We start from the raw sequence: 2,018 nt of genomic DNA on the forward strand, positions 1-2,018 counted from the left end.
TTCTTGCGCTCCCCCAATTTTTTGGGGGGTTTCCCGGTGTGCGCGGCGCACCCCCCGGGGGGGGGGGCCCCCCCCCCCCCCCCCCCCCCGCGCCGCGTCCTTGGACACCCCGTCCAACCACGGACGGGTGATCCTTCCAACGAGGCGCACGAGGTGCGCCGATGCGGCACTACACTGCTCAACAACATCGCGTCTGGCCCACAGCGTCGTGCGCTTTCACGCGGCAAGCCCCCTCCACCGCCTGCGGCCGTCGGGACGGCCGTCCGCACTGCCTCTGTGAGGACTCACGTGAGCTCGAAACCTGTCGTACTCATCGCTGAAGAGCTGTCGCCCGCCACCGTCGACGCGCTGGGCCCGGACTTCGAGATCCGGCACTGCGACGGCGCCGACCGCGCCGAGCTGCTCCCCGCGATCGCCGACGTCGACGCCATCCTCGTCCGCTCGGCCACCAAGGTCGACGCGGAGGCCATCGCCGCCGCCAAGAAGCTGCGGGTCGTCGCCCGCGCCGGCGTCGGCCTGGACAACGTGGACGTCTCCGCCGCCACCAAGGCCGGCGTGATGGTCGTGAACGCCCCGACCTCCAACATCGTCACCGCCGCCGAGCTCGCGTGCGGTCTGCTCGTCGCCACCGCGCGCAACATCCCGCAGGCCAACACCGCGCTGAAGAACGGCGAGTGGAAGCGCTCCAAGTACACCGGCGTCGAGCTCAGCGAGAAGACCCTCGGTGTCGTCGGCCTCGGCCGCATCGGCGTCCTGGTCGCCCAGCGCATGTCCGCCTTCGGCATGAAGATCGTCGCGTACGACCCCTACGTGCAGCCGGCCCGCGCCGCCCAGATGGGGGTGAAGCTGCTGGCCCTGGACGAGCTCCTGGAGGTCGCCGACTTCATCACCGTCCACCTGCCGAAGACCCCCGAGACCGTCGGTCTCATCGGTGACGAGGCGCTGCACAAGGTCAAGCCGAGCGTCCGCATCGTCAACGCGGCCCGCGGCGGCATCGTCGACGAGGCCGCGCTGTACTCGGCCATCAAGGAGGGCCGGGTCGCCGGCGCCGGCCTCGACGTGTACGCGAAGGAGCCCTGCACGGACTCCCCGCTCTTCGAGCTCGACCAGGTCGTCTGCACCCCGCACCTCGGCGCCTCCACCGACGAGGCCCAGGAGAAGGCCGGCATCGCCGTCGCCAGGTCCGTGCGCCTCGCGCTCGCCGGCGAGCTGGTCCCGGACGCGGTCAACGTCCAGGGCGGCGTCATCGCCGAGGACGTGAAGCCGGGTCTGCCGCTCGCCGAGAAGCTCGGCCGCATCTTCACCGCCCTCGCGGGCGAGGTCGCGGCCCGCCTCGACGTCGAGGTGTACGGCGAGATCACCCAGCACGACGTCAAGGTGCTCGAACTCTCCGCGCTCAAGGGCGTGTTCGAGGACGTGGTCGACGAGACCGTGTCGTACGTGAACGCGCCGCTCTTCGCGCAGGAGCGCGGTGTCGAGGTCCGCCTCACCACCAGCTCCGAGTCGCCCGACCACCGCAACGTGGTCACCGTGCGCGGCACGCTCTCCAGCGGCGAGGAGGTCGCCGTCTCCGGCACCCTGGCCGGCCCCAAGCACCTCCAGAAGATCGTCGCCGTCGGCGACTACGACGTGGACCTCGCGCTCGCCGACCACATGGTGGTGCTGCGCTACGAGGACCGTCCCGGCGTCGTCGGCACCGTCGGCCGGATCCTCGGCGAGGCCGGTCTGAACATCGCCGGCATGCAGGTCTCCCGCACGGAGGAGGGCGGCGAGGCCCTCGTCGTGCTCACCGTGGACGACACCGTCCCGGCGGCCGTCATCGCGGAGATCGCCACGGAGATCGGCGCCACCTCGGCCCGCTCGGTCAACCTGGTCTGAGTCCCTCCCGAAACCACCCGCACCCCGGCGCCCCGCGGGGGGGGGGGGGGCCGGGGGGGGGGGGGGGGGGGGCCCGGACGGGCGGGGGGGGGGTGGTGGGCGGGGGCGCCGCCCGCGGGGGCCGCCCGCGGGCCGCGGCG

General features: G+C 72.8%; 1 protein-coding gene. It reads left to right on the forward strand.

The annotated features are described in order from the left end of the window. Window positions 1-288 precede the first annotated feature (288 nt). Window positions 289-1,878 (forward strand): phosphoglycerate dehydrogenase, encoded by a 1,590-nt coding sequence (gene serA / locus ACFW1I_RS04165; protein WP_384665849.1) that lies wholly within the window; start codon window positions 289-291, stop codon window positions 1,876-1,878. Window positions 1,879-2,018 lie beyond the last annotated feature (140 nt).

The sequence above is a fragment of the Streptomyces sp. NPDC058955 genome, from assembly GCF_042741435.1.
Lineage (GTDB): Bacteria > Actinomycetota > Actinomycetes > Streptomycetales > Streptomycetaceae > Streptomyces.